Source organism: Virgisporangium aurantiacum (assembly GCF_016863635.1).
In the GTDB taxonomy this organism is placed as follows: domain Bacteria; phylum Actinomycetota; class Actinomycetes; order Mycobacteriales; family Micromonosporaceae; genus Virgisporangium; species Virgisporangium aurantiacum.
Map to the genome: position 1 here is coordinate 75,490 of NZ_BOPG01000032.1, position 25,138 is coordinate 100,627.

Annotated in this window: 29 protein-coding genes and 1 pseudogene; 17 read left to right on the forward strand and 13 right to left on the reverse strand. The window is 71.2% G+C overall.

The window, feature by feature from the left end:
• The first annotated feature begins 66 nt into the window (after nt 1-66).
• Complete coding sequence (locus tag Vau01_RS25210) at nt 67-1,230, forward strand: EI24 domain-containing protein (protein ID WP_203996984.1); 1,164 nt, start codon at nt 67-69, stop codon at nt 1,228-1,230.
• Here Vau01_RS25210 and Vau01_RS25215 read toward each other — a convergent pair.
• Nucleotides 1,130-3,241 (reverse strand): pentapeptide repeat-containing protein, encoded by a 2,112-nt coding sequence (locus tag Vau01_RS25215; RefSeq protein WP_203996986.1) that lies wholly within the window; start codon nt 3,239-3,241, stop codon nt 1,130-1,132. The genes Vau01_RS25210 and Vau01_RS25215 overlap by 101 nt on opposite strands.
• A 44-nt stretch (nt 3,242-3,285) precedes the next feature.
• Between Vau01_RS25215 and Vau01_RS63505 the strand changes: the two are divergent.
• The 4 genes and pseudogenes from Vau01_RS63505 to Vau01_RS25230 form a co-directional block, all read left to right on the forward strand.
• Nucleotides 3,286-4,122, forward strand: a pseudogene (locus Vau01_RS63505) (FAD-dependent monooxygenase); the annotation flags it as partial.
• A 214-nt stretch (nt 4,123-4,336) separates the two neighbouring features.
• Nucleotides 4,337-5,419: a WD40 repeat domain-containing protein gene (locus tag Vau01_RS63510; protein ID WP_239151834.1), complete on the forward strand. Its 1,083-nt coding sequence runs from the start codon at nt 4,337-4,339 to the stop codon at nt 5,417-5,419.
• Between the two features lie 38 nt (nt 5,420-5,457).
• Nucleotides 5,458-6,216, forward strand: coding sequence for an alpha/beta hydrolase family protein (locus Vau01_RS25225; RefSeq protein WP_203996988.1), 759 nt, complete (start codon nt 5,458-5,460; stop codon nt 6,214-6,216).
• A 470-nt stretch (nt 6,217-6,686) separates the two neighbouring features.
• Nucleotides 6,687-7,061: a Rid family hydrolase gene (locus Vau01_RS25230; RefSeq protein WP_203996990.1), complete on the forward strand. Its 375-nt coding sequence runs from the start codon at nt 6,687-6,689 to the stop codon at nt 7,059-7,061.
• On the opposite strand, the gene Vau01_RS25235 is transcribed toward Vau01_RS25230, so the two are convergent.
• The 3 genes from Vau01_RS25235 to Vau01_RS25245 form a co-directional block, all read right to left on the reverse strand.
• On the reverse strand, nt 7,052-8,002 hold the full coding sequence (locus Vau01_RS25235; protein WP_203996991.1) for an aldo/keto reductase: 951 nt from the start codon (nt 8,000-8,002) through the stop codon (nt 7,052-7,054). The two genes, Vau01_RS25230 and Vau01_RS25235, sit on opposite strands and share 10 nt — an antisense overlap.
• Nucleotides 8,003-8,085: 83 nt before the next feature.
• Nucleotides 8,086-9,018, reverse strand: coding sequence for an exopolyphosphatase (locus tag Vau01_RS25240; RefSeq protein ID WP_203996992.1), 933 nt, complete (start codon nt 9,016-9,018; stop codon nt 8,086-8,088).
• A gap of 154 nt (nt 9,019-9,172) precedes the next feature.
• Nucleotides 9,173-9,556 carry a DoxX-related protein gene (locus Vau01_RS25245; RefSeq protein ID WP_203996993.1) on the reverse strand — a complete coding sequence of 128 codons (384 nt, stop codon included), beginning with the start codon at nt 9,554-9,556 and terminating at the stop codon, nt 9,173-9,175.
• A 50-nt stretch (nt 9,557-9,606) separates the two neighbouring features.
• Here Vau01_RS25245 and Vau01_RS25250 point away from each other — a divergent pair, with 50 nt between their 5' ends.
• Nucleotides 9,607-10,170: a hypothetical protein gene (locus Vau01_RS25250; RefSeq protein ID WP_203996994.1), complete on the forward strand. Its 564-nt coding sequence runs from the start codon at nt 9,607-9,609 to the stop codon at nt 10,168-10,170.
• 1 nt (nt 10,171) lies between these two features.
• On the opposite strand, the gene Vau01_RS25255 is transcribed toward Vau01_RS25250, so the two are convergent.
• Nucleotides 10,172-11,107 (reverse strand): hypothetical protein, encoded by a 936-nt coding sequence (locus tag Vau01_RS25255; protein ID WP_203996995.1) that lies wholly within the window; start codon nt 11,105-11,107, stop codon nt 10,172-10,174.
• A 136-nt stretch (nt 11,108-11,243) separates the two neighbouring features.
• On the opposite strand from Vau01_RS25255, the gene Vau01_RS25260 reads away from it, so the two are divergent.
• Complete coding sequence (locus Vau01_RS25260; RefSeq protein ID WP_203996996.1) at nt 11,244-11,390, forward strand: hypothetical protein; 147 nt, start codon at nt 11,244-11,246, stop codon at nt 11,388-11,390.
• A gap of 3 nt (nt 11,391-11,393) precedes the next feature.
• On the opposite strand, the gene Vau01_RS25265 is transcribed toward Vau01_RS25260, so the two are convergent.
• The 4 genes from Vau01_RS25265 to Vau01_RS25280 are packed head-to-tail and all read right to left on the reverse strand — an operon-like array spanning nt 11,394 to nt 13,460.
• Nucleotides 11,394-11,594 carry a hypothetical protein gene (locus tag Vau01_RS25265; protein WP_203996997.1) on the reverse strand — a complete coding sequence of 67 codons (201 nt, stop codon included), beginning with the start codon at nt 11,592-11,594 and terminating at the stop codon, nt 11,394-11,396.
• A gap of 40 nt (nt 11,595-11,634) precedes the next feature.
• Entirely contained in the window at nt 11,635-12,309 is a 675-nt protein-coding gene (locus Vau01_RS25270) for a pyridoxamine 5'-phosphate oxidase family protein (protein ID WP_203996998.1), read from the reverse strand.
• Nucleotides 12,310-12,364: 55 nt separating this feature from the next.
• Entirely contained in the window at nt 12,365-12,904 is a 540-nt protein-coding gene (locus tag Vau01_RS25275) for a GNAT family N-acetyltransferase (protein ID WP_203996999.1), read from the reverse strand.
• Nucleotides 12,905-12,923: 19 nt separating this feature from the next.
• The gene (locus Vau01_RS25280) at nt 12,924-13,460 is read right to left on the reverse strand and encodes an RBBP9/YdeN family alpha/beta hydrolase (RefSeq protein WP_203997002.1); all 537 of its coding nucleotides are present in this window, start codon (nt 13,458-13,460) and stop codon (nt 12,924-12,926) included.
• 121 nt (nt 13,461-13,581) lie between these two features.
• Between Vau01_RS25280 and Vau01_RS25285 the strand changes: the two genes are divergently transcribed.
• Complete coding sequence (locus tag Vau01_RS25285; RefSeq protein WP_239151842.1) at nt 13,582-14,187, forward strand: SRPBCC domain-containing protein; 606 nt, start codon at nt 13,582-13,584, stop codon at nt 14,185-14,187.
• On the opposite strand, the gene Vau01_RS25290 is transcribed toward Vau01_RS25285, so the two are convergent.
• Nucleotides 14,177-15,592 (reverse strand): cellulose binding domain-containing protein, encoded by a 1,416-nt coding sequence (locus Vau01_RS25290; RefSeq protein WP_203997013.1) that lies wholly within the window; start codon nt 15,590-15,592, stop codon nt 14,177-14,179. The genes Vau01_RS25285 and Vau01_RS25290 overlap by 11 nt on opposite strands.
• Nucleotides 15,593-15,754: 162 nt before the next feature.
• On the opposite strand from Vau01_RS25290, the gene Vau01_RS25295 reads away from it, so the two are divergent.
• Nucleotides 15,755-15,964, forward strand: coding sequence for a dodecin (locus Vau01_RS25295; RefSeq protein ID WP_203997014.1), 210 nt, complete (start codon nt 15,755-15,757; stop codon nt 15,962-15,964).
• Nucleotides 15,965-16,057: 93 nt separating this feature from the next.
• Nucleotides 16,058-17,308 (forward strand): FAD-dependent monooxygenase, encoded by a 1,251-nt coding sequence (locus Vau01_RS25300; RefSeq protein ID WP_203997016.1) that lies wholly within the window; start codon nt 16,058-16,060, stop codon nt 17,306-17,308.
• On the opposite strand, the gene Vau01_RS25305 is transcribed toward Vau01_RS25300, so the two are convergent.
• On the reverse strand, nt 17,260-17,835 hold the full coding sequence (locus Vau01_RS25305; protein ID WP_203997017.1) for a putative glycolipid-binding domain-containing protein: 576 nt from the start codon (nt 17,833-17,835) through the stop codon (nt 17,260-17,262). The genes Vau01_RS25300 and Vau01_RS25305 overlap by 49 nt on opposite strands.
• 82 nt (nt 17,836-17,917) lie before the next feature.
• Here Vau01_RS25305 and Vau01_RS25310 point away from each other — a divergent pair, with 82 nt between their 5' ends.
• On the forward strand, nt 17,918-18,445 hold the full coding sequence (locus Vau01_RS25310) for a CGNR zinc finger domain-containing protein (protein WP_203997018.1): 528 nt from the start codon (nt 17,918-17,920) through the stop codon (nt 18,443-18,445).
• On the opposite strand, the gene Vau01_RS25315 is transcribed toward Vau01_RS25310, so the two are convergent.
• A complete protein-coding gene (locus Vau01_RS25315; RefSeq protein WP_203997020.1) occupies nt 18,442-19,008 on the reverse strand; it encodes a TetR/AcrR family transcriptional regulator in 567 nt (188 codons plus the stop codon). The genes Vau01_RS25310 and Vau01_RS25315 overlap by 4 nt on opposite strands.
• 82 nt (nt 19,009-19,090) lie before the next feature.
• Between Vau01_RS25315 and Vau01_RS25320 the strand changes: the two genes are divergently transcribed.
• Together Vau01_RS25320 and Vau01_RS25325 are read left to right on the forward strand one after the other, a co-directional pair.
• Nucleotides 19,091-20,521 carry an MFS transporter gene (locus Vau01_RS25320; RefSeq protein ID WP_239151835.1) on the forward strand — a complete coding sequence of 477 codons (1,431 nt, stop codon included), beginning with the start codon at nt 19,091-19,093 and terminating at the stop codon, nt 20,519-20,521.
• A gap of 140 nt (nt 20,522-20,661) precedes the next feature.
• Nucleotides 20,662-20,901: a DUF4193 family protein gene (locus Vau01_RS25325; protein ID WP_203997022.1), complete on the forward strand. Its 240-nt coding sequence runs from the start codon at nt 20,662-20,664 to the stop codon at nt 20,899-20,901.
• Here Vau01_RS25325 and Vau01_RS25330 read toward each other — a convergent pair.
• Nucleotides 20,850-21,128, reverse strand: coding sequence for a hypothetical protein (locus Vau01_RS25330; RefSeq protein ID WP_239151836.1), 279 nt, complete (start codon nt 21,126-21,128; stop codon nt 20,850-20,852). The two genes, Vau01_RS25325 and Vau01_RS25330, sit on opposite strands and share 52 nt — an antisense overlap.
• Nucleotides 21,129-21,191: 63 nt before the next feature.
• Between Vau01_RS25330 and Vau01_RS25335 the strand changes: the two genes are divergently transcribed.
• The 4 genes from Vau01_RS25335 to Vau01_RS25350 all read left to right on the forward strand — a co-directional run bounded on the left by Vau01_RS25335 (nt 21,192) and on the right by Vau01_RS25350 (nt 25,134).
• On the forward strand, nt 21,192-21,416 hold the full coding sequence (locus Vau01_RS25335) for a hypothetical protein (RefSeq protein ID WP_203997024.1): 225 nt from the start codon (nt 21,192-21,194) through the stop codon (nt 21,414-21,416).
• Nucleotides 21,417-21,828: 412 nt separating this feature from the next.
• Nucleotides 21,829-22,848, forward strand: a complete 1,020-nt coding sequence (locus Vau01_RS25340) for a glycosyltransferase family 4 protein (protein ID WP_203997025.1) — start codon at nt 21,829-21,831, stop codon at nt 22,846-22,848.
• A 112-nt stretch (nt 22,849-22,960) separates the two neighbouring features.
• Nucleotides 22,961-24,091, forward strand: coding sequence for a glycosyltransferase (locus Vau01_RS25345; RefSeq protein ID WP_203997026.1), 1,131 nt, complete (start codon nt 22,961-22,963; stop codon nt 24,089-24,091).
• Nucleotides 24,088-25,134 carry a glycosyltransferase gene (locus Vau01_RS25350; protein WP_203997027.1) on the forward strand — a complete coding sequence of 349 codons (1,047 nt, stop codon included), beginning with the start codon at nt 24,088-24,090 and terminating at the stop codon, nt 25,132-25,134. The genes Vau01_RS25345 and Vau01_RS25350 overlap by 4 nt, the downstream gene beginning before the upstream one ends.
• Nucleotides 25,135-25,138 lie beyond the last annotated feature (4 nt).

The window sequence follows — 25,138 nt, forward strand, 5'->3', positions numbered from 1 at the left end:
GGACGCGTCGGCGCGTGGCCGTCCGTAGCCTCGTGGTCGATCCGACGCCTGCCTGGGGAGCAGTGAATGACCACTCCTGATGGGGACTGGCCCGCGGCGCCTTACGCCGCACCGTACGTCCCGCCGCCGGACGCTCCACAGTGGACCGTCGGCCCGACGCGGGTGCGGGCGGCGGCGGCCGGCACGTTCGTCCGGGGACTGGCCCGCCGGGCCCGCACGGAGGCGGCCGTCGCCGAGCGGGTGCATCGCGGACGCGCGGCCGGGGCGCAGCGGTTGCGGCAGGTCGCTCCCCGGGTCGACCCGGCCCGGCTGACGGCCACCGCCGGCCGGGTGGGACGGGGAACCGCCGAGCACACCGGTCGGGCGGTCCGGCACACCGTGACGGCGTTCGCGGAGTTCGGAATCGGCATCGCCATGTTCTGGCGCGGGCTGTGGACGTTCGTCCGGAGCCCGCGTCTCTGGGTCTACGCCCTGGTGCCCGCGGTCGTCCTGTACCTGCTGATGCTCAGCAGCCCGGCCCTCGTGCGGGTGGTGTCGTACGAGGGCGCGGAGTGGCTGGCCGGCTTCGCCGACGACTGGCCGGACCTGGTGCGGTGGATGCTGTTGCTGACGTTCAAGTGGGCGCTGAAGGCGTTGCTGACCGCGATCGTCGGCTTCCTGGTGGTTCCGGTGACCCTGCTCGTCGGTGCGCCGTTCTACGTGCTCACCGTGCGCTCGCTGGAGCGGCGGCTGGGTGAGCCCGCCCGCACTCCACGCCCGAACTGGCTGGAGGCGAGCGCGTTCGTCATGTCGCAGACCGCGATCGTGTTCCTGGTGGTGGCCTTCGGCGGGCTGTTGATGGTCCCCGTGCTCCTGATTCCCGGGGTCAACCTGCTGGCCGCCGTGGCCGTCGCGGTCGTCATCAACGGGTTCGTCGTCGGCCTGCTCGCCGTGGGGCTGCCGCTGCATCACCGCGGGGTATGCCGGCGGCGCAGCCAGCTCGGGTACGCGTGGCGCCGCCGGTGGGCGGTCATCGGGTTCGGCGGGATGAGCGTTCTCGTCCTCAGCGTTCCGTACGCCCCGCTGCGCTGGCTGACCGTGCCCGCGGTGTTCGTCGGAGCGGTGCTGCTGCACCGCCGTCTCCCGTATGTCAGCGCTTCATCCGGCCCCGGATCGACAGGATCGCCAGACCCAGCAGGAGCGGCCCGAGCAGGCGTAGACCGATCTCGATGGCCTTCCCGGTGGACGTGAACGAGCGGGACGGCGTGGGCCGCAGCAACGAGGTCGCGCTCTCCACCGCGTGGAACGCGGCCTCGTCCCAGCCGGGGCGCGTACCGTTCACGGTGACCTGACGGTAGGTGGCCGGCCCGCCCGGCGCCGATCCGGCGAGCGGCCGGTACTCGATCTGCGCCGAGCCCTTGAACCCGATGGTCGCGAACCCCAGCGTTCCCAGCGCGAGAACGAGCAGGAGCGTGGCGAACGCCCGCGACGCCCGCAGCCCGTACCCGGCGACCGCCCAGTAGAGGGTCAGCAGCGCGCGCTCGACACTCCGCGATGGCGCCGCGACCCGGCGCATCTCCATCTCGCCGTAGTACAGGTCGGCGGCGCCGGGCTCGTCCTTGGCGTCCTCGCGGCTCTTCCGGAGGTCCCGGTAGACCGCCTGGATCCGCGCCGCCTCGCTCCGGGCGTCGTCCCCGGTGCGCACGGTTGGAGTGGACGGCGGCACGTCCTCGTCCACGTCACGGCATCTCGCCGGGAACCACCCGTCCGGGCGACGGTCGTAGCGGGCGCGCCAGAGGTGCTCCTCGGCGATCGCCCGGCGCGCCGTCCACAGCCGCCGTCGCGGGAACGAACCCACGGGGGTGCCGGCGAACAGGGGTGGTCCCTCGATCCGCAGCTTGTCGCGGTTGTAGCAGTTGAAGAAGCGGGCACCGCGCAGGTCGAGGCCCACCAGGGTGAGGTTCTCGGCGTCCACTGTGGACATCCGCACCAGGCGCGGGGCCGTCTTTCCGCCCTCCGGTGCGGCGATGGTGGCCGGTGACGCGAACGAGGCGTCGGCGAGGTTGAGCCGGCCGTCGCGGAAGTCGACGGTCAGCGCCATGGCCGACCTGATGTCGGGCGCCTCGACGCGGAGGGCGCCGTCGAGTTCGAGGTTCACGCCGTCAGGCGCCTGCAGGCCCGTCGCGGTGAACCGACGGTCCACCGAGCACCGGACGACGAGCTTTCCCGCCGCCCGGAGGTTGCTGAGGTCGAGGGATGCGGCCCGGCACGGCCCGAACCGGGTCGCCGCCGGGACGACCGCCCAGCCGAAGTCGGCGTCGACGAAGATGGCCCGGTTCACGGTCACCGAGGAGATGAAGGTGGACCGGAGGAACGTGGAGTGTCCGGTGAACGTCGCGTCGTCGAAGCTCACGGATCCGAAACTGCAGTCGTCGAAACGGGTTCGGCCCCGGAAGTCGGCTTCGAAGGAGGTGGGATTCTTGAACAGGCATCCCCAGAAGCCGGCGTGTTGGGCGAACTCGGCATCGTCGAACGAGGCCCCGCCGTGGAATTCCGTTCCACCGCTGTGGGCCAGCCGGCCGTGCCCGTCGGGGCGGCGCTGCGCCGCGGCGACTGCGCCGAGAACGCGCACGGCTCCGAACCTGGCCGGACCGTTGAACCGCGCACGGCGGAAGTTGGCGGGCTGGCCGAATCGGGTCGGCTTGGCCGGCGCACCCCCCTCCGACGGCGGCCCGAACTGTGCCGTGCCCTCGAACGTGGTGCCGAAGTGGGCCGGTCCCTGGAACTGCGCGCCGGAGAAATGGCAGTCGCCGGCGAACGTCGCTTCGGTGAAGTCCGCGTCGGAACCGAACGTCGCGCCGTCGAACCGCGCGGTGCCGGTGAACGTCGTCCCGTGGAACCGCACCGCCTCGCGGAACTCCACGGCGCTGAAGTTCACGTCGTGGAGCCGCGTGCCGCCGAAGGTGGCCCGTCCGAGGAAGAGGGCGCCCTCGAACGTCGCCGAGTCCGGCAGGACGGCGCCGTCGAAGTTCGCGTTCCGGAACATCGGTTCGGTCCGCCCGGCCGGGGTGAGCGCCCGGCGCAGCGAGTCGAACAGATCGGCCGTGAACGTGGTGTTCCGGACGTCGACGGTGGCACCGCTCTCCAACCGTTCGAGGGCGGTCAGGAGTTCGGTCCGTGGGAGGTGGGCCAGGCAGGCGTCGCCGTCGAACACCACGCCGGAGCAGCCATCGTGCGCACAGACCCGGGGGTCGTCGGGCATGGAGAAGAGCTTAGGCGACGGCGAAATCGTGGGCCTTCCCCCAAATGTGTGTTGTGGCGCATGCCGGAAACCGCGATACCACTGTGGTCGTCATCGGGGCCGGACCGGCCGGACTGACCCTGGCCTGCCTGCTGCAACGGTCCAATGTGGACTGTGTGGTGCTGGAGGCGCGCAGCCGCGCCTACGTCGAACGCCGCCAGCGGGTCGGCATGCTCGACCACACGGCCGGGGAGATCTTCGTCGAGCACGGTCTCGCCGACCGGGTCCTGTCCGACGCACGCCGGGAGACGCACCTGGAGCTTCGGTACGAGGGCGTCCCGCGGCTCGTCGACGTCCCCGCGCTTGCCGACGGCCGGGCCAGATGGCTTGTCCCGCAACAGGTTCTGCTGCGGCGACTGATCGAGGTGTTCCTCGACGGGGGAGGAGACCTGCGGTTCGACGTGTCCGACGTCGTCCTGCACGACCTCGTCGGCGCCGAGCCGACGGTCACCTATCGGGACGAGACCGGAGCGCGGCGGCAGGTGCGGTGCGGGTACGTCGCGGGCTGCGACGGTTACCACGGCGTCAGCCGGGCCGCCATCCCACCCACCGCGCTGACCACGTACAGCTCCGACCACGGCATCCGCTGGATCACGTTCCTCGCCGACGTGCCCGCGCCCAGGCACTCGCTGCTGGGCGTCAGCCGGCACGGGTTCGCCGCCCAGTTCGCCCGCGGACCCGCAACCTGCCGCTTCTACCTCCAGCACCGGCCCGGCGACGACCCGCTGCAGTGGCCCGACGAGCGCGTCTGGGAGCAGCTTCGGCTGCGGTTCGGCGATCCCGTTCCACCGCCAACTGGCCAAGGCCCGGCTCGACCGGCTCTTCACCTCACGAACCGCCGCCACCGCGTTCGCCGCCCTCATGGCCGGCACACCGACCGACCTCGCCAGGGCCGGGTAGCCCTTCTATACTCGCGGCCCGGGACGCCGGCCGGGTGTGTTGCCCCGGAACAGCCGGCCCGGTCACACTCTGCGCGGGGGCACGGGGGAACCGGTGACGCAGTACGTCTACCCATACGGTCCGGCACGGCCGCCACGCAGATCGCGGACGCCGGTGATGCTGGGCGCCGCCTTCGCTGTGCTTCTGGTGGTGGCGTGCGGCGGCGTCGCCTTCCTCGTGGTGAACCGCGGGTCGGGCGCCGCCCGGGACGCCGCGCCGTGCGAGGTGGTGGCGGCCACCATCACGGTCACCGGTGCGGTCGAGGGCCTCCCCGACGTGACGTTCAGCGCCGACGGGCGCACCGTCGCCACGTCCGGCCAGCCGGTCCAGCTCTGGAACGCGGACACCGGCGCGCCGCTGAAGAACCTGACCCACCGGTTCCGCGACCTCACCGTGATGGCGTTCAGCCCCGACGGCAAGGCGCTGGCCATGGCCAGCGACAAGACCAGGATCCGGGACTTCCTCGGGTTCGAGCCCACCGGCGCCGCCGCCGGCCAGGGCGGCATGTACCCGCTGGTGCTCTGGAACGTGGAGACCGGCGGTCCGGGCGACCTGTACCCGCACGGGAGCCCGCTCGACGGCGTCGAGTTCAGCCGCGACGGTGCCAGCCTCGCCACCATCGAGGGCGACGACGTCTACCTGTGGGACCGGACCGGCAGGACGCGCGGGCCGCAGGCGCTGCCCGTCACCGAGCCGCACGTGGGCGGCGTCGTGTTCAGCCCCGACGGCAAACTCGTCGCCGTCGCGAGCAGCCTGGGTGCGGTCGTCCTGTACGACCCCGCCACCCGCAGGGCCGTCCGGACCTTCGAGAAGTTCGGTGACCGGTACACGCAGATGCGTTTCAGCCCGGACGGTGCCCACCTCGCCATCCACAACGGCGGTGCTCCGCTGAAGATCTGGAACCTCACGACCGGCGCCGCCGTCGCCCAGCTCGACCTGGCCGCGGACGACTACCTCGTCGACTTCGTGTACAGCGCCGACGGGCGCAGCCTCGTCACCCTGGATCAGACGACGGACTACCGCCGGTGGGACGCCGCCACCGGCCAGCAGACGGGCCGGGTCCGCAAGGCCTGCGGACGGCGCAACGCCGTGGCCGCGCAGTACGGAACGCTCAGCCCGGACGCGACCCGCGCCACCGGGGTGGATCAGCGCACCGCTGGTGGGCCGAAGCAGGTGGAGGTCGTCGGCCTGCCGTTCTGACCTCGACCCTGGGTAGGCTCCGGGGTGGGGAGGTCCCGATGCGTGCAACGGCCGAGCACCTGGAGCCGTACCGGCGGTGGCGGATGACGTACCGCAGCGACGGGCGTGACCTGGCCGGCTTCTGGCTTGCCCCCGACGCCGACGGCCCGCATCCCGCGCTGGTGTTCAACCACGGCAGCATCGGCTTCGGCCCGGCGTCGCTGCCCGGCCTTCAGGTGCTCGTCGCGCTGGGGTACGCGGTGTTCGCGCCGATCCGCCGCGGGCACAACGACGAGCCGGGCCCGTACTGGCTGGACCTGGTGCCGGCGCCGTGGGGCAGCCCGGAGATGGGCCGGCAGCTCGTCGCGGCCCTGCGGGGGGAACTGGTCGACGTGCTGGCCGCCGTGGACTGGGTCGCCGCCCGCCCCGAGGTCGACGCCGGGCGGATCGTCGTGGCCGGCTCCTCGTTCGGCGGGGTGCTGACCGTGCTCGCGCTGAGCGAGCCGGCGCCGTTGTGCGCCGGCATAAGCTTCGCCGGCCCGTCGATGAGCTGGCCCGACGCGCCCGCGTTGCAGGCGGAGCTGCTGGCCGCCGCCGCGTCGGGAACGGCGCCGCTGTTTCTGGCCCAGGCGTTCAACGACCACAGCCTGCAGCCGACCTACGCGATCGGGGCCGAGCTGGCCAGGCACGGCCGTCCGCACGAAACCCGCGTGTATCCGGCCATCGGCGACGACCCCATGACCGGACACGGAATCTTCGCCACCGGATTGGACCTGTGGCGCGTCGACGTCGAGCGGTTCCTCGCCCGCTGGGTGTGACCGCAACGCAATCCGCCGCGGCCCGATCGTCGATGTGCCTTGCTCGGTGCCGCCCTGAGCGACGCCGTCCACGGGTACGCCCACGACTCACGGCGCTGCAGATCGACCTGACCTTCAACACCCGCGACGCCGAGTCGCTGGCCGGGTTGTCGAGGAGCTGGTGCGGCCGGCGGCAGCGTGCTGGCGACGTTTGACGGCCACGTGGTGATGGCCGACTCCGAGGAAACGAGTTCTGCGTCGCGGCCTCACGCCCGGACACGCTTCGAGGTTGGCTCCATAATCCTTAGCGGTGCGACGTTTTTGCTGTTCCGAGCGCCCCAAACAGCAAAAACGTCGCACCGCTTTCGATCATGAAACGATCCGGACTTCACTCTCTGGCCAGTAAGTTGATCAAGCGGCAGCAGGGAAGCCGATCGTGCGATCAAGGCGGCGGCTAACGTGTAGCGGGATCACGGAGGCGGAGGGGTTCGATGCGGCAGACGGTTTCCTCGGGCGGGCCTTACGAAGACGTGTACGGCTACAGCCGTGCGGTGCGGGTGGGTGACCACATCCACGTGGCGGGCACGACCGCCCGCGCGCCCGATCTGGACGGCGACGCCTACACGCAGGCACGGGCGGCGCTCTCGATCATCGAAACCGCGTTGGGTGAGGTCGGGTCGGGGCTGGGCGCCGCGGTCCGCACGGTCACCTATGTCACCGACCTAGCCGACGCCGACCTGGTCGCCCGGGCCCACCGCGAGGTGTTCGGCGAGGTGCGGCCGGCGGCGACGCTGGTGGAGGTCACCGGCCTGCTGGGCGGCGCCCGGGTGGAGATCGAGGTGTACGCCGTCGCGGGCTACGAGTAGCCGTACGGCACGCGGGGGCGGTACGGGGCCTCGAGAGCGGCCGTGTCGTCGTCGCTGAGGGTCAGGTCGACGGCGGCGAGGGCGTCGTCGAGCTGGTGGAGCTTCGTCACACCGACGATGGGCGCGGTCACCGGTGCCTTGCCCAGCAGCCAGGCCAGCGCGATCTGGGCGGGTGGCCGGGCGTGTGCGGCGGCGACCCCGCGCAGCGCGTCGACGACGTCCGCGTCGTTGTCGTGGCCACGTGGGGAGGCCTGCTCGGCGACCGCGCGGGGCGTGTCGCGCCGGCCGCCGGCGAGCAGACCGCGGGCCAGCGGGCTGTACGGCAGGACGCCGACGCCCTGGTCGGCGCAGAACGGCAGCATCTCCCGTTCCTCCTCGCGGTAGGCGAGGTTGTAGCGGGTCTGCATCGACACGAACCGGGTCTGCGCGGTGTACTGGGCCTTCGCGAGCTGCCACGCGTACATCAGGGACGCGCCGAGGTACCGGACCTTCCCGGCCCGCACGACGTCGTGCAGTGCCGCCATGGTCTCCTCGATCGGCGTCCCGGCGTCCCATCGATGGATCTGGTACAGGTCGATGTGGTCGGTGCCCAGCCGGCGCAGCGACGCGTCGACGGCGGCCATGATGTGTTTGCGGGACAGGCCGCGGTCGTTGGCACCGGGTCCCATCGGATAGAAGCACTTGGTCGCGAGCACGTAGTCGCCGCGGCGGGCGAAGAACCTGCCGAGCAGACGACCGGTGATCTGCTCGCTCACCCCGCCGGAGTACATGTCGGCGGTGTCGAAGAACGTCACGCCGGCGTCGACGGCGCGCCGCACGATCGGCTCCGCCGCGTCCTCCGGCAGGAACCACGGCTCCGCGGCGGGATCGCCGAAGCTCATCATGCCCAGGCCGATCCGCGACACCTTGAGCCCGGACGAGCCGAGCCGCACGTACTGCATTCCGACCATTTTTCCCGAGCGCGGCGCGGACCGGGAAGGGTACATCGAAGGCGGAACGCGCGACTCGGTACGAAGAATGAAGGTCAGGCGGGGACGCGGGGTTGCGCCAGCGCCTGGATGAGCTCGGCCAGAACCCGTTCGGCGTCGGAGTTGTCGACCTGGCAGGTGCCGGCCGCCAGATGCCCGCCGCCGCCGTACCGCAGCATGATCGAGCCGATGTCGGCCGGCGAGGTGCGGTCCACAATGGACTTTCCGGCGGCGAACACCGTGTTCTGCTTGTCCCTGCCCCACAGCGCGTGGATCGAGACGCGCGTCTCGGGATAGAGCGCGTAGACCATGAACCGGTTGCCCGCGTAGATGGTGTCCTCGGCGCGCAGGTCGACCACGACGACGTCGTCGTGGATCGTGCTCACCCGGCGCAGCTGGTCGATGAACGGCTCGGTGTGCTTGTGGAACAGCTCCGAGCGTTCGCGGACGTCCCGCATCGCCAGGATCTCGTCGACGCTCTCCAGCTGATGGCAGGCATGGATGAGCTTCATCATCAGCTCGAAGTTGGAGATGGTGAAGTCGCGGAAGCGGCCGAGGCCGGTGCGGCTGTCCATGAGGAAGTTCAGCAGCGTCCAGCCGGTCGGGTCGAGGATCTCCTCCACGGTGTACTGCGCCGAGTCGGCCTTGTCGACGGCCTCCATCAGGTCCAGCGGCACGTCGGTGAAGAAGTCGGCGCCGCCGAACTCGTTGTAGATGACGCGGGCCGCGGACGGCGCGGACGCGTCGATGATGTGGTTGGGCTGCGGACCGACGCGCACCGTCTCCGAGTGGTGGTGGTCGAAGACCAGGTGCGCCCCGGGAACGTACGGCAGGTTCGTGATGATGTCGTTCTCGGTGATTTTGACCTTGCCGTCCTGCATGTCCTTCGGATGCACGAAAATGATCTCGTCGATCATGTCGAGGTGATTCAGCAGCGTGGCGCACACCAGGCCATCGAAGTCGCTGCGCGTCACGAGCCGGTATTTCACGGTTTCATTCATCGGCCACCGGGGCGCCGACCTGAGGGGATCGGCTCAGTCCGGGTCCTCGTGCCACCGGCCGGGGTCGTTGAGGCGTTGCAGCCGCAACGGGCGTCCCGTTCGGTGTCGAATGTGAGGTTCCGGCCGCGGGTCTCCGTGGACGTCACGTACCAACCGCTGGTGTACGGCGACGGGCTACGCGTAGCGCCCACCAGATCAGGGGAGCCTGCATCGGGAGGCGGGCGTAGGCCGCGGCCCGGTACGCCGGCGGGCGTCGGCGCCAGTCCCGGGCCATCTTCACGTTCGCCGGGAAGACGGCTACGAACAGGGCGGCGGCGGCCAGACCGCCGGCGCGGCGGGTGCGCGGATGCGCGACGGCCGCGGCCACCGCGAGTTCGGCGACGCCGCTCAGGTACGTCCACGTCCGGGGCCGGCCGGGCAGCGTGCGCGGGACGATCGGGTCGTATATCTGCGGCGCCGCGAAGTGCGTGCCACCGGTGACGGCGAGCAGCAACGCGAGGCCGTGGGCACTCCGGGACGCGGACATGGGGTTCAGCATGCCAGGACCCGGTGTCCGCGCGCCTATCATCGGTCGGGATGGATATCGACGAACGCGAACTGCACTACCCGCCGGACGCGCCGCTGCGCGCCTGGCGGTTGTTCCGGGTGCGCGCGTTCGACGGGGACCTGCTGCTCTCCTCGCCGATGTACCACGACCCCGACCCGCCGTCGTGGCCAGCCGTCGGCAGCGTCGCGTCCTGCTACGAGGGCCACCCGGCGCCGGCTCCCGGGTGCCGCTGCGGCATCTACGGCGCGGTTCCGGGAACCCTCGACTCGCTTCCCGGCTACCTGCTCGACACCGCCCACGACGCCGACCGGTGGGCCTACGCCGAGATCGCCTGCAGCGGCCGCGTCTTCGTCGACATGCGCGGCGTGCGGGCCGAACGCGCCGAGCTCGTGCGCATCGCCCTGCCCGACTCGTCCTGGCCGGACGAGGCAGCGCTGTCCGCCGCGAAGCGGCTGCTCCACGCGCGCTATGGAGTGCCCGTCGGCGGGCTGGACTGGGTCCCCGACTGGGTTGCCGGCAACCGACGCGATGCGGGGCGGCCACCCGCCGAGGTGAACCTCGCCCTCGACCTGAACCGGCTCGATCTCGGCTGATCTACAGCAGCAGGCCGACGGCGCACGCGAGGACGAGGAGGGCGCCCATCGCGTAGGTGACGACGGCGAGAGCCGAGATCGGTGGTTCCGACCAGGGGACGCGGTGGCTGTCGAAGACCGGCTTCAGCGCGAACTGGAACAGCTTCCGCCGCGGCTTGAATCCGAGCCGCAGCAACGGCCCCCGCAACGGAAGGAACTCCGGTGTCCAGTCGGACGCAAAGCGGAAGAAGCCGTACCGGGCTCTCGGCATTCCGGGAAGAGCGATGCCGCTGGTGCGGACGGCTTCCGCGCGGAAGGAGTCGTACGCGGTCCGCTTCATGTCCAGGACGAGGATCAGCAGCCGCTCCGGGCGGACCATTCCCCGGGCCGTGCGGAGTTCCCACAGCAGGCCCGCGTCGGTGCCGGCCCGGAGGACGACGAGGCGCGCGACGCGCATCCAGTGGACGACGGCGTCGCGCCACTCGTCGTCGGTGGTGTACTGCCGGGCGGCGCCGGGTCTGGGAAGCGTCTCGCCCGGCTGGCCGATCGCGATCATGTCGCCGAGGGGTTTCAACGCCTCCGCGAGTTGCTCCTCGTCGGTGGTCGCGCCGGTGACGAGGGTCTGTGTCAGCAGCAGCGACAGGCCCTGTCCGGTGATGCCGGCGTCGGTCCGGAACGGGCGGAGATACAACACGCGGGGCCGGTCACCGTGCAGCACCGCCGGTGCCGCGGACCTCGCCGTCAGCTGGCGCCCACGGAAATAGAGAAACCCACCGACGACGGCGAGGATTGGCGCGGCGATCGCGAGCGCCACGAACAGTTCCACGGGCACGCCGAGAATGAGGGGCAGTACGCACGCCGCGATCAGGACGGCCACGACGGCGAGCGCGATGAACACGACCCCGGCGGTCTTCGTGGCGGCGCCGGCGGCGCGTGGCGAAACGTCCTGCGGCGGCACGGATTCACGATGGCATCCGGTGCCCGCTGATCCCACGCCGAAGTCACGCACCTGACAGCGACGTTTGCCGGGAACCGCCGATGGGAATCGATGCTCCGTCCATAGTGAACCGTCCACAGTGGTCCGGGAGCCTCATATGTCAACGCAGGCCGTGCTCTACGTCATTGCGATCATTCTGCTGGTGCTCGCCGCCCTGCCGATTCCCACCCGGGGTATCGGGCTCGCGTTGCTGGGTGCCGCCGCGGCCCTCGCGGCCTACTCCTGGCCGGTGATCTCGGGCTGACGGTCAGATCTGCGTGGCGGCGAACAGTTCGAGATGCGCGCAACGCGGGCAGCGGAACGCGTCGACCTGCCAGCGTGGCTTGCCCAACCGCTTGGCGCCGCCGAAGGGGCCGCGTTCGAGCCGGCCCGCGATCCACCGGGCGTAACCCTGGACGCCTGGCCGGAGTCCTCGACGAATCCCGGCTCCAGGCCGACGGTTCCGCACTGCGTGCACCTCAGCTCGTTCATCCCCGGGAGCGTAGACGCTACCGGCTCGTCGTCCGCGGACGCACGAAGTAGTCGGACCGGCCGCGGCGGGGTGCGCTGCCGTCCGACCTCAGTCGGGGAATGAACTTCGAACAGTGGATGTAGGCCTCGTGTACGTCCGCGACGACCCAGCGCGTGGCCCGCCGGGTGGGTGCCGCCTCGACCGGGAGATCCGGGTGGTCGGCCCGCAGGTCCGCGTCGTCGACGATCGTGGCGGCGCCGTTGACGTGCAGCCCGACACCGTCGGCGCCGAAGTCCAGGAAGAGCAGGCCCACCCGCGGGTTCTCGCTGATGTTGCCGAGGCTCGCCATGACGCCGTTGCCGCGGTAGTCCGGCCAGGCCAGCCGGTGGTCGTCCAGGACGTGGACGAAGCCGGGCGGTCCGGCCCGGAAGGTGCTGTCGCAGTTCCCGCGCGCGTCGCTGGTGGCGAGGAACATGAACTCCTGCCGCGCCACGAACGCACGCATCGCGTCGTTGAGGTGGTCGAGAACCTGGGTGTCGTAGAAGCGCCGGGCGCGGTCACCGGTGCCGTACCGCTGCTGGAGGGTCCGCTCACCGGCGGATCCGACGAGCGGGCAGGCGGGTGTCGCGAGCCGGTCGGTCCGGGGTGCCGCCGTGCGTGGCAGGAGCAGCGGTAGCGCCCGTGTCAGCACTAGCAGAATCCATCTCACCATCAGCCAATGCTGGCGGCACGCCACCCAGACCGTCGCACTACGTGTGCGATCGATACTATTTGAGTAACGATCCGGGGGTGGGGTCGGTCGCGAGTCGGGCGTGCAGTTCGACGTCGAAGCGCTCGTCACCGTACCGGAGCTTCTGCCGTTCCAACCCTTCGACCAGGAACCCCGCGCGGCGGGCGACCACGCACGAGGCGGGGTTGTTGGTCCGGTGACCGAGTTCCAGCCGGAACAGCCGGCCGTCGCCGAGCGCCCAGTCCGCCAGCGCCCGCACGGCCGCGGTGGCCACACCCTGCCCGCGCCCGTGTCCGGCGGTCCAGTACGAGACCCACCCGGTGTCGTGGCGCCGGCTGATGTCGGTGACGGCGACGTTGCCGAGGACGGCGTCGTCCGCCGTGACGACGGCGAAGCTCCACCCGCGTCCGGCGGCGAACTCCTCGATGCGGGCGTCGAGCCACCGCTCGGCCGCACTCGGACTGTCCATCGGCTCGGCCGCCTGGCGGGCCATGTCGGGCGTGGCGAAGGCGGCCCGCACCGCGTCGGCGTCGGTCCGCAGCCACGGCCGCAGCGTGAATCGTCCGGCGTGAATCATCCGAACATCATCGACGACCTCACGGGATGAGGCGGTCGACCAGCTCGAAGGTGTCGTACGGCTGGTTGTAGTCGCCGAAGTGTCCGTCGTCCCGGATGATCTGCGTTCCGCCCACCCGGTCGAACATGAACCGGGCCTGTTTGTCGTCGCAGCCGTACGGGTCGTCGGTCGAGTTGATGAAGTAGAGGTCGCCGGCGTTCTGCTTGATGGCCGGCCAGTCGTAGCTCGGCTGCAGAACCGGCTCGTCCGAGGTGTTCGGCTGGGTGTGGTACCCAGCGACGAGAATCGCCTGCGACACGGGCGTTTCGAGGTGCTCCAGCACCGCGAGCAGGAGTGCCGCGCCCCCGGAGTGCCCGACCAGAACGGTCTCCCGGTCGAACCGGTGCGCGGCGAGCACCTTCGGCAGGAACGTGGCGATGGGTTCGACGTTGACATCGGGATAGTGCGGCACCTCGACGGAGTAACCCCGATCGGTGAGACGCCGCTCGAGCCAACGGAACCAGAGTATGTCCGGACTTCCGTTGGTTCCATGAAAGATGACGGCGTTCCGGCCCACGGGTCCCCCTTGATCTTGAAGCGTCGCCGGAGTCTACCCGCATCAAATAGAAGTGGTTGCTTATATAAGTCTGGGCCGGTACGGTCGCGGGGTGAGAGACATACTAGACGAGTTGGCCGCCGTGCACCGGGTGATGGGCACGGGCACCGTGCCGGCCGGCGAGGCGTACACGGTGGAGCTCCGGCGCCGCTACGACGCGGAGATCGAGGACGTCTGGGACGCCATCACCAGCGCCGATCGGCTGGGTCGCTGGTTGCGGCCGGTCACCGGAGATCTCCGCCTCGGTGGCAAGTACGACCTGGAGGGCATGGGACACGGCGAGATCCTCCGGTGCGAACCGCCGCGGTTGCTGAAGGTGTCCTGGCTCTTCGGCCCGGACGCCGACGCCTGGGACGGCACCAGCGAGGTCGAGGTGCGCCTGGCCCCGGGCCCGACCGGCGACACCGAGTTCGAACTGATCCACGCCGCGGTCGTCGATCCGCATTATTTCCCGACGTTCGGCCCCGGCGCCGGCGGCGTCGGATGGGACCAGGGCCTGCTCGCCCTGGCCCGGCTCCTCGCCGGCAAGGAGGGCGAGGAGGGCGACCAGCTGCACGAGTTCAGCCGGCGCAGCGCCGCGGCCTGGGGCCGGGCCCACCTTGCCGCCGGTGGCGACCCGGAGCACGTCGCGGCCGCGGTCGCGGCCACGACGAGCTTCTATGTGCCGGAGGACCCGGTCAGCCGGTGAACGTGGCGAAGATCCGGCTGAACTCGAACGGCGTCTGCGGCACGTTCGTGCACTGGAACAGCGCGCCCGTGCAGGCGTTCCGGTCGCGGTTGGCCTCCCAGAAGGAGACGAGCCCGAGGCGGTTGGCGTTCGCGAACGCGATCAGGTCGCGGGCGTCGCTCTGGCTGAACGTGCCGTTGTCGTCGTTCTTGCCGAGCATCGGCGTCACACCGACCATCCGGAACGCGGCCGCGTCGCTGTTGCCGTAGACGGACCGGATCTGGTCCTTCGTCGACCGCACCGCCTGGATGGCGAGGTCGCCGTAGTCCTGTCCGGCCCGGCCGTAGTCCATCGCCATGATGTTGACCAGATCCAGGTTCACACCCGCGTTCTTCGCCGAGCGGACCACGTTGAGCCCGTCGCCGGTAAGCCCCTCCGGCAGCACCGGCAGCGTCAGCGAGATCCGCAGGCCGGGGTTGGCCTTCTGCAGCGCGGCGAGCGCGGTCGAGCGGCGGGCGATCGTCGTCGGGTCGGCCACCGCCGCGCCCTCGATGTCGAGATCGATGTACGTCAGGTTGTACGCCGAGACGACCGCCTGGTACTCGGCCTGCAGCGCCCGCACGTCGGTGCACGCCTGCGCCAGTTCGATGCCGGTGGCGCCGCCGAACGACACCCGCACGTCACCGCCGGCGGCGCGCACCGCGGCGATCTGGTCGGCGAACGGCCGCGTCCGCGGGTCGAACGCGTTGAACCAGCTCGCCTTGCAGCCGGCGCTCGTCACGAACGCCAGCGAGAACGACTTCACGTTGCCGCTCTGCCCGAGCTGCGCCAGCGTCGTCGCGCCGTTGGAGAGCAGCCCCATGTCCACGTAGGGCGCGACGCGCGTCGCGGCGCCGGCCGGTGGGGGAGGTGCCGGGCTGGTCGTGGTTGCGGTCGGCGCCTTCGTGGGCGAGGTGGTCGGTGTGGTGGTGGCCTGCGGCGGGGACGTGGTGACGGGCGGGGGACCGCCGGGGGAGCAGGCGGTTCCGTTGACCGTGCAGCCCGTCGGGTCCCCACTGCCGGCCACGACGAAGCCGAACGCGGTGCTGCCGCCGGCCGGGATCGTCGCGTTGTAGCCCTTGTCCCGGGCCGTCGACACCCGACCCGACGTGGTCACCGCGGCGTCCCAGAACGTTCCGAGCGTCGCGGTGGCGGGCAGCGCGAACGCGACCTGCCAGCCGGTGGCCGGCGCGGTTCCGGTGTTCCTGATCGTGTACGTGGCCTGGTAGCCGGTGCCCCAGTCGGAGTCCTTGTGGAACGTCGCGGTGAGCGTGGCGGCGGCCTTCGTCGACGGACTGGTCGCCGCCACGGCGGCGATCGTCCCACCGCCGACGGTGATGAACACCGCGGCCGCGTAGATGGCCAGGCGTACCGGTCTGCGCACCATGAATGACTCCGATCGAGGGGTTTCCGAACGCCGTCGATCGTGGTGGCGCGGGCCTTAAAGCCCCAAGCCAACTTCCTTAACATCGCCTGAAGTCTGCGCGCGGGCTGCCGGGTCCGCTACGGTCGGCTTCGAGGGTCGTCGGCAGCACCGTGGGAGGTTTCCATGAGCGATCACGTCTACCGGGTCACCGAGATCGTCGGCTCCTCGTCCGAGGGTGTCGATCAGGCCATCCGCAACGCCGTCGCGCGGGCGTCGCAGACCCTGCGCAACCTCGACTGGTTCGAGGTCGTCAACATCCGCGGACACATCAACGAGGGCCAGGTCGGACACGTCCAGGTGACCATGAAGATCGGGTTCCGGCTGGACGAATAGCGACCGGAACGGCTGCGCACATGCGCGACGAAGAGGTACCGGTACTGATCGTCGGCAGAAGTCTGGTGGGGCTGTCGACGTCGGTGTTCCTCGGTGGAACGTGAGGTCGTCGCCGCCGCCGAGCGGGAGTTCGTCCAGAACGGCGCGATCATGGCGGTCGAGTCGCTCGACGGCCGCGAACTCCAGTGGTTCTTCCGCAACATCAACGACGGGGTGGAACATCTCAGCCCGTCCCCCCGGATCTTTGTGACCCAGATCGGCCTGGAACCGGTGCTGCGCGAGCGCGCCGCGGCGCTCGGCGGGCGGCTGCGGTACTCGGCCGAGCTCGTGTCGCTGTCGACGGACGACGACGGCGTGACCGCGCGGGTGCGTGACCGGCGCAGCGGCGAGGAATCGACGGTCCGGGCCCGGTACGCGGTGGCCGCCGACGGCGTGCGGAGCCCGCTGCGGCACCGGCTCGGCATCGGGATGCGGGGCCACGGAACGTTTTCCGACAGCGTCACGATCTACTTCCGGGGCGACGTGCGGCCGCTGCTGGGCGACCGCAACCTCAGCGTCGTCTACGTGGTGAATCCCCGGCTGCAGGGTTTCTTCCGCTTCGCCATCGACGGCCGGTCCGGTTTCCTGGTGGTCAACACCGCCGTCGACGACGACGGCCGGCGCACCACGGTCGGGGGGACCGCGACTGAGGCCGACTGCGTGCGGTACGTCCGGGACGCGCTCGGCGCGCCCGACCTGGCCGTGGAGATCGACGACGTGCAACGGTGGAACGCTTCCGCCGAATGGGCCGAGCGGTTCGCGGCCGGCCGGGTGCTGCTGGCCGTGACGCGGCTCGATCCGGGCCTCGGCACCGACGGGCTGATGCCGATGGTCGACGACGCCCTGATCGACCTCGGTCACCGGTACCGCTCCGCCGCGATCACCCCGGACGGGTCCGACGACGGGGACTGGGAGGACCCGCGCGAACCCACCGGCCGGCCCGGTTTCCGGCTGCCGCACGTCCCGGTGCGCCGCGCCGGCACCGAACTGTCCACATTGGACCTCGTGAGCACCGCGCCGGTGCTGTTCACCGGATCCGGCGGTGCGGCCTGGGCACGGGCCGGCGAGACGGCCGCCGCCCGGTTGGGTGTTCCGCTCGACGTGTACGGCGTCGGCCCGGGTGGCGACGTCGAGGATCCGGATCGGGCGTTCGCGTCGGCCGGCGGGATCGGCGCCGAGGGCGCCATGCTCGTGCGGCCCGACGGGTTCGTGGCGTGGCGGGCGGCGGAAGCGGTCGTCGACCCGGTGGGCGTCCTCTATGCGGCGCTGGCCCGGTCGCTGGTGCGTCGCCACAGTTCCGGGTAACGCACGACCAGACCGTCCGCGTCGACGGCGAGGTCGGCCCGGAACGTGCCGGACTCGTACCGGTACACCGGTCCGTCGGGCCCGTCGGGCAGGCGGGTGTAGCGCTGCCCGGCCTTGCGTACCCGCAGCGGTGGCAGCGTCACATAGGCCATCTCCAGGTCCGCGCTGTCTCCGACGGCCAGGCCGAGCCGGCGGATCGGGAACGTGTTCGTCAGTGGCGTGCAGGAGATGTCGACGTCGAGACAGCCGTCGAGGTCCGCGATCGGCCGGCCGTCGCCGTCGGTCCAGGCTCCGGCGCCGTCGGCGCGCAACGTCAGTCGCTCGGTGCGGGCCGACGCGGTGACCTCGATGGAGACGTTCCTGGTCCGCGCGGCGTCGTCGGTGGTGAGCGTGTAGCCGACCCGTACCGGCGGCCCGTCGGGAAGTGCGTGCACCGCCAGGCTGTCGGCGCGGATCCCGCCGCTGTCGACGGTCAACACCAGATGTTCCGTACCCGGCCAGGCGAGCGAGGCCCACACGACGTCCATTCGTCCACTCCTCTGTTAACCAGTAAATGTGTTTGTAGGTTAACCGCCACGATCGTGGTGCCGCAACCGCTAAACTCGTTGAATGGTTAACGGAGGTCGCGCGGCGGCGCAGGAGGCGCCCGGTGCGCTGGAGCGGGTCCGCGAGCTGCTCAACACCTGGCTGGTCCCCAACGACACCCGGCAACCGACCGACGCGTTCGCCGGGTACGCCACCCGGCACGGCCTGACCCGGGCCGAGCGGTCGGAGCTGCGCGAGCTCCGCGACGATCTGCGGGGGGCCGTGGAGCGCGCCGACGACGGCGACGACCGGCTCAACGGATGGCTGCGCCGCAGCGACCTCCGCCCGGAGATCGAGAACGGCACGCTCGTGTTCCGGCACGCGCCCGGCCCGGCGGCCGAGCTGGTGGCCGCGGTCGTGGCCGCCGTCGACGACGGCCGGTGGCCGCGCCTGAAGGCGTGCCCGGACTGCCGTTGGGTCTTCTACGACCACACGCGCAACGGCGGCAAGCGCTGGTGTCTCATGACGGCCGGCGGCCCCGACGGCCGCTCGTGCGGCACCATCGCGAAGGTCCGTAGCCACCGTCAGCGGCAGGCCGCGCAGCCCTTCTAGGACAGCGTGGCGATCCAGCGGGTCAGGTGGCGGACCTGGCCGGCCATGACGGCCGGGTCGCGCAGCGCGTTGGCGAGCAGGGCTGCGCCCTGGATGCCGGCGAAGAAGGCGACGGCCAGCTCGCGGGCGTCGGTGCGGCCCATGTCCCGGAACTGGGTCTCGGCCCAGTCGAGAATGATGCCGATCGGTTGGGCGGCTTCGACGTCGAGGCCGTCGTCGCGGCGGTCGAGTTCGGTGACGAGGGTGCCGAACGGGCAGCCGTAGCGGGCGACGAGTTCGCGCATCTCGGTCCACTGGTTGGCCAGGGCGGTGAGCCGGGCGGCGGGGCTGCGCCGGGCGCGGAGCGAGTCGAGCATCGCCCGGACCTGCCGGGTGCGGTCGTCGATGACGGCGCGGATCAGGTCGTCCTTGGTCTTGAAGTAGTAGTACACGTTGCCGGTCGGCACGGTGGCGGCATCGGCGACCTGCGCGATCGTCGTGGCCTGCACGCCCTGCCGGTGCAGCAGGTCGGCGGCGGCGGCGACGAGGCGCGCGCGCTTGCCCGGTGTCGTTGAGTCAGTCATCTCACTAGGAGCATAGCCAGCGGCCGCGGACGGCTGCTATGGTCCCGAGTTAGTCAGCTAACTCACTAACACGGAGGTTGGTGTGACCTCGTCGCTGTCCACCCGGCGGGGCGTTCTCACGCTCCTGTTGCTGTGCACGGTCCAGTTCATGGACATCGTCGACTCGTCGATCATGAACGTGGCGTTGCCGTCGATCCGGGCCGATCTCGGTTTCTCGCAACAGCGCCTGCAGTGGGTGCTCAGCGGCTACCTGGTCACCTACGGCGGGTTCCTGCTGCTCGGCGGTCGGGCCGCCGATCTGCTCGGCCGCCGGCGCCTGCTGGTGGCCGGCACCGTCGTGTTCGCGGTCAGCTCGCTGGTCGGCGGCCTGGCGACCGGCGCCGGCATGCTGATCGGCGCCCGCGTGGTGCAGGGCGTCGGCGCCGCGTTGATGGCTCCGGCCGGGCTGTCGATCCTGACCACGACGTTCGCCGACGGGCGGGACCGGACCCGGGCGCTGGGCGTGTGGGGCGCGATCAGCGGCATCGGCGCCGCCGCCGGCGTGTTCCTCGGCGGTGTGCTGTCGCAGGGGCCGGGCTGGCGATGGGTGCTGTTCGTCAACGTCCCCGTCTGCGTCGCCATCGTCGTCGCCGCGTTCCGGCTGGTGCCCGGCGAGCGCCGGCGGACCCGGACGGCCACGTTCGACCTGCCGGGCGCGGTGCTGGTCACCGCCGCGATGCTGGTGCTGGTGTTCGCGTTGGTGAAGGCACCGGACGAGGGCTGGGGCAGCCGCCACACGATCGGTGAGCTCGCCACCGCGGCGGTGCTCCTCGCGGCGTTCGTCGTGGTCGAGCGCCGCAGCCGCGACCCGCTCTTCCCGTTCACCGTCTTCCGGACCCGGGGACTGGCCGCCGCCAACCTCACCCAGCTGATCGCGTTCGCCGGGTTCCTGTCGATGTTCTTCTTCCTGACCCTCTACATGCAGAACGTGCTCGGCTTCACGCCGATCGAGAGCGGCTCGGCGTACCTGCCCGTCACCGCCGGCATCATCGTCGCCGCCGGCGTGTCCTCACAGCTCGTGCCGCGGATCGGGACCCGGCCGGTCATCGTCGCCGGTACCCTCGTCGCCGCGGTGGGCGTGTTCATGCTGTCGCGGATCCCGACGGACGGCACCTACCCGGCCGACCTGCTGCCCGGACTGGCGGTCATGTCGTTCGGGCTCGGCGCGGTGTTCGTCACCGTGACCACCGCGGCGAACGCCGGGGTGCCGGCCGACAAGGCCGGGCTCGCCGCCGGCCTGCTCAACACCTCGCTGCAACTCGGGTCCGCGCTCGGCCTGGCGATCTTCTCGGCCATCGCCTCCGCCCGCACCGACCACCGTCTCGCCAGCGGCGCCGCCGCACCGGACGCACTCACCTCCGGGTTCGCCGGCGCGTTGATCGCCGCCGCCGGCGCGTTGCTCGTGGCCGCCGTCATCGCGTTGCGGGCGACGAACACCCGCGGTGGGACCGGCTCACTGACCCCGGTCGCCTGATCGCCCGCCGCGCACAATCTTGGCGTCCCATCTGCGAGCGTTCGGACGGTGATGGGTCTACGGTCATCACACCACATCCGATCAGGGAGGCCGTTATCGACTACGACTCGCCACGTCGGCCACCGATCGAAGACGACGGGATGGATGAGCTCAAGACGCGGGACAGGACCGCCCGGCCGCCGACGGCCGAACTGGACGAGCTCGACACCGCTGACGGTTTCGAGCCGTCCGGTGCGGACGTGTCGGGGGAGGAGCTGGCCGTGCCGGTGTCACCGATGCGGGCGGACGAGTTGCAGTGCTCGCGTTGTTTCCTGGTACAGCACCGCAGTCAGTTCGCCGTGCGCGTCGACGGCCAGAATGTTTGTCGGGAGTGCTCCTGAGCGTTGTCGTCGGGGGCCAGTTCGCGCCACTCACCGCCGGCGCCGCGCCAGGCGCTGGCGAGAATCTCCGCGCTGGACCGGCCCGGACACGGGTGGGTCTTCGACCGGCCGCTCTCGCCGCCGACCCGGGCCACCACCTCCCAGCGTTGACCATCGGTACGGATGTACACGTCGCGTCGTCCGCGCGGGCTGGGGATCGTGTTCCACCAATGGCGCTCTACCTTCACCCGATGACCGTATAGCGTCGTATCCCGGTGGGAAAGGCCAACTGGGCGCTCTAGGATCAGCCCATGGCTAGTATCGTGCTCCGCGTCCGGCTCGTCACCGGTGACCGGCTCGACGTCACCTACGAGGAGAGCGAGACCAGCCAGGAGACGGCTGTCACCGAGAACGCGATTTCCGTGCTGTCGGACCCGTCGGGAGTGCTCCGGGCCCGGCACGGAGACCGTGAGGTCGTGATCTACGGGCGTGGCGTCGCGGCGATCGAGATCGAGCCACGCGGTCCGGTTCTGTAGTCAGCGGCCGGTCGGTGGAACCACCGACGTCGACTTCGACTCATTCTTGGACTTTTTCGCGGCGCGTTTCTCCTTCAGACTGCTCGTCTGCTTTTTTCGACTTTCCCGGCTCGTTGACTTGCTGGCCATGATGGCTCCTCGCGTCTCGGCTGGGCATGTGGACCTCACCCTACGCGTCACTGCCGGGCAAATGTAGAAATGCGCGTCGGCGGTTCGACGCGACGGGGCGTAGGGTTGGGCCGTCGCTCAGGTCCCCGGCGGCCCGATCTGTCCCTGCCGGGGCGGTGATGATTCCGTTGCCGGAGATTCCGGCGGCCTGACGCGGGAAAGCCTCACGCGGGAAATGTGGTGACGACATCGGTACGTCCAGCACGAGGGATCCGGCCGCGGCGCGGCAGCCGTTCGGGCGATTGTGCGGATAGCGCTGCTCGGGCCGGTGGCGTGGCGGACACCCCCGCTCGCCTACGGTCCGTGGGAGCGGGTGACCGGCCTGCTGGCCGACGGGCTGGTGGCGCGGGGTGTCGACGTGACGTTGTTCGCGACCCTGGATTCGGTGACCTCGGCCACGTTGGCCGGTGTGTGTCCGCACGGCTACGCCGATGATCCGGCAGTGGACGGGCGGGTGTCGGAGGCGTTGCACGTCTCCCACGCGTTGGCGCGATCGGCCGAGTTCGACCTCGTGCACAACCACCTCGACTGGTTGCCGCTGGCCTTCGCCGAGCACTGCCGGGCGCCGCTGCTCACCACCGTCCACGGGTTCTCCGGGCCGAAGATCGTTCCCGCGTACGTGAAAGCCGGCGCCGGTTCGGCGTTCGTCTCCATCTCCGACTCCGACCGCATGGCCGGAATCGACTACGTCGCCACCGTGCACCACGGCGTCGACATCGACGAACTGCCCTTCAACGCCGAGGCGGGCAAGGGCCTCGTCGTCCTCGGCCGGATCCATCCGGACAAGGGGATCCACACCGCGATCGAGATCGCCCGGCGGGCCGGCCGGCCGCTCACCATCTGCGGCATCGTCCAGGACGAGCGGTACTTCGCCGAGCGGGTGGCCCCTCACGTCGACGGTGACCGGGTGACGTTCGCGGGTGCCGTCGGTCCCCGGCGGCGGGCCGAGATTCTCGGCGACAGTGCGGCACTGCTGCATCCGATCGCCTTCGCCGAGCCGTTCGGGCTGTCGGTGGTGGAGTCGATGATCTGCGGCACGCCGGTGGTCGCGTTCGACCGTGGGTCCATGCCCGAGATCGTCGACGACGGGATCACCGGGCTGGTGGTCGGCACCGTCGACGAGGCCGTCACGGCGGTCGACCGGGTCGCCGACATCAGCCGGTCCGCCTGCCGGGAGCGGGCCGTCCTCAGATTCAACGCCGGCCGCATGGTCGATGAGTACCTGGCTGTCTACGAAGGGCTCACGGGCCTCTCCCGGCCCTGAGTCCCGCACGCCGCCCCGCCCTGCCCCCACACGCTGGCCCGGCGGGCGTCCGTACCGCGTGAGGTCACCGGCGCACATTGCCGGCGGCCGATGATTGGAAAGTCGGTACAACATGGATATCGAGTTCGGTTTATTGAGCACCCATCCGCCGACCCGGTGCGGGCTGGCGACGTTCAACGCGGCGCTGGCCGCCGAGTTGACCAGCGCCGGCTCCGGCGGCGTCGTGCGGGTCATCCCGACCGGCGACGACCGGCGCGCCGCGGCCGGCGTGGTGCACAGCTGGTCGGAGGGCGACGTCGCCGGCTGGCGGGCCGGCGCCGACGCGCTCAACGCCTTCGACGTGGCGGTGGTCCAGCACGAGTACGGCATCTACCCCGGCCGGGACGGTGCCGACGTGGTGCACCTCCTGCGCCGGCTCACGGTGCCCAGCATCGTGGTGCTGCACACGGTGCTGGCGCAACCCACCCCCAACCAGAAACTCGTCCTGGAACAGGTCGTCGCCGCGGCCGGGGCGGTGGTGACGATGACCGGGTCCGGTCGGGACCGGCTGCTCCTCGGCTACGCCGTCGACCCCGGAAAGGTGTCGGTCATCCCACACGGCGTCGCCGACCACTCCGGAGCGCCCGCGCGGGCCCGGCGGTCGAACCTGTTGACCTGGGGCCTGCTCGGCCCGGGAAAGGGCATCGAGTGGGCGCTGCGGGCGATGGCCCGGCTGCGGGACCTCGACCCGGCCCCCACGTACACCGTGGCCGGACAGACCCACCCCAAGGTCGTCGAGCGGGAGGGTGAGGCGTACCGGGAGCGCCTGGAGCGCCTCGGTGCCATGCTCGGCATCTCCGACGCGGTGACCTACCTGGCCGGCTACCAGGACGCGGCCACCCTGCACGCGCTCATCGGGTCCGCCGACGTCGTCGTGCTCCCGTACGACTCGCGCGAGCAGGTCACGTCCGGCGTGCTGATCGAGGCGGTGGCGGCCGGGATCCCGGTCGTCGCGACCGCGTTCCCGCACGCCGTCGAACTGGTCACCGACGGTCGCGGCGCGATCGTCCCGCATCAGGACTCCGCGGCGCTGGCCGCCGCGATCCGCCAGGTGCTGACCCGGCCGGGCCTGCCGGCGTCCGCGCCGTCCGCCGAACCCGTCGCGTCGACCCTGCACTGGCCCGTCGTGGCCGGGCGTTACGCGGCGCTGGCCCGGCGGCTCATCCAGGCCGGCTCGTCCACCGTCAGGGCGGCGTCGGCATGATCGCGCCGACGACCGGGCGGACCGACCTGCCGGCGGAGGTCGACGCGCCGGCGCCGGCCTGGGCGCACCTGGTCCGGCTGACCGACGACACCGGGCTGTTCGAGCACGCCCGGCACGGCATCGTCCGCCGCGAGCACGGCTACTGCACCGACGACGTCGCCCGCGGCCTGGTCGTCACCAGCCGCGAGCCGGATCCGCCGGCACCGGTGCTCCGGCTCGCGGAGTGCTACCTCGCCTTCCTCACCCATGCCCAGGACCCCGACGGCTCCTTCCACAACCGGCTGGGTTTCGACCGCCGGTGGACCGACAAACCGGGGCTCGGCGACTGGTGGGGACGCGCCCTGTGGGGCCTGGGCACCGCCGCGGCACGCGGTCCCGCCGCATGGATCCGCGACGAGGCGCTCGTCGCCTTCGACGCCGGTGCCGGGCGCCGGTCACCCGCTCCCCGCGCGATGGCCTTCGCCGGGCTGGGCGCCGCCGAGGTGCTCCGCGCCCGCCCCAACGACCAGGGCGCGGTCGCCCTGCTGGTCGACGCCGCCGCCGCGGTCGGCACACCGGACGACGATCCGCGTTGGCGGTGGCCGCATCCGCGCCTGACCTACGCCAACGCCGCCCTCGCGGAGGTCGTCATCCTCGCCGGTCACCTGTGCGGCGACGGCGCGCAGCTCGCCACGGGCCTCCGGATGCTGCGGTGGCTGTGCGACATCCAGGTCGTCGACGGGCGGCTGTCGGTGCTGCCCGCGAAGGGTTGGCACCGGGGGAGCCCGCGGTTGCGCCACGATCAGCAGCCGATCGAGGTCGCCGCCCTCGCCGACGCCGCCGCCACCGCCTGGACGGTGACCGGTGACCCGTCCTGGGCCACCGTCGTGCGGCAGGCCGTCGGATGGTTCCGCGGCGACAACGACGTCGGCGTGACGATGTGGGACCCGGCGACCGCCGGCGGGTACGACGGACTGACCCTGCACGGGCCCAACCTCAACCAGGGCGCCGAGTCGACCCTGGCCCTCATCTCCACGATGCAGCACGCCCGGTCGCGGCCATGATCCG